We start from the raw sequence: 382 nt of genomic DNA, 5'->3' as shown, positions 1-382 counted from the left end.
ATCCCTTACGCTGGCCCTGTACTGCTGGAATTTCCGTTGTTGAATAAAGGCAGTGCCTTCAGCATGGAAGAACGCCGTAACTTCAACCTGCTGGGGTTACTGCCGGAAGTGGTCGAAACCATCGAAGAACAAGCGGAACGAGCATGGATCCAGTATCAGGGATTCAAAACCGAAATCGACAAACACATCTACCTGCGTAACATCCAGGACACTAACGAAACCCTCTTCTACCGTCTGGTAAACAATCATCTTGATGAGATGATGCCTGTTATTTATACCCCAACCGTCGGCGCAGCCTGTGAGCGTTTTTCTGAGATCTACCGCCGTTCACGCGGCGTGTTTATCTCTTACCAGAACCGGCACAATATGGACGATATTCTGC

General features: G+C 49.2%; 1 pseudogene. It reads left to right on the top strand.

Features of this window, described 5'->3' with window-relative positions:
- Positions 1 to 382: pseudogene (locus ACEWB7_RS18755) on the top strand (NAD-dependent malic enzyme); the annotation flags it as partial.

It is taken from the genome of Acinetobacter sp. NIOH-H-8 (genome assembly GCF_046635365.1).
Lineage (GTDB): Bacteria > Pseudomonadota > Gammaproteobacteria > Pseudomonadales > Moraxellaceae > Acinetobacter.
The sequence above is the reverse complement of the archived record's forward strand: the minus strand, read 5'-3'. Positions and strand labels throughout refer to the sequence as shown.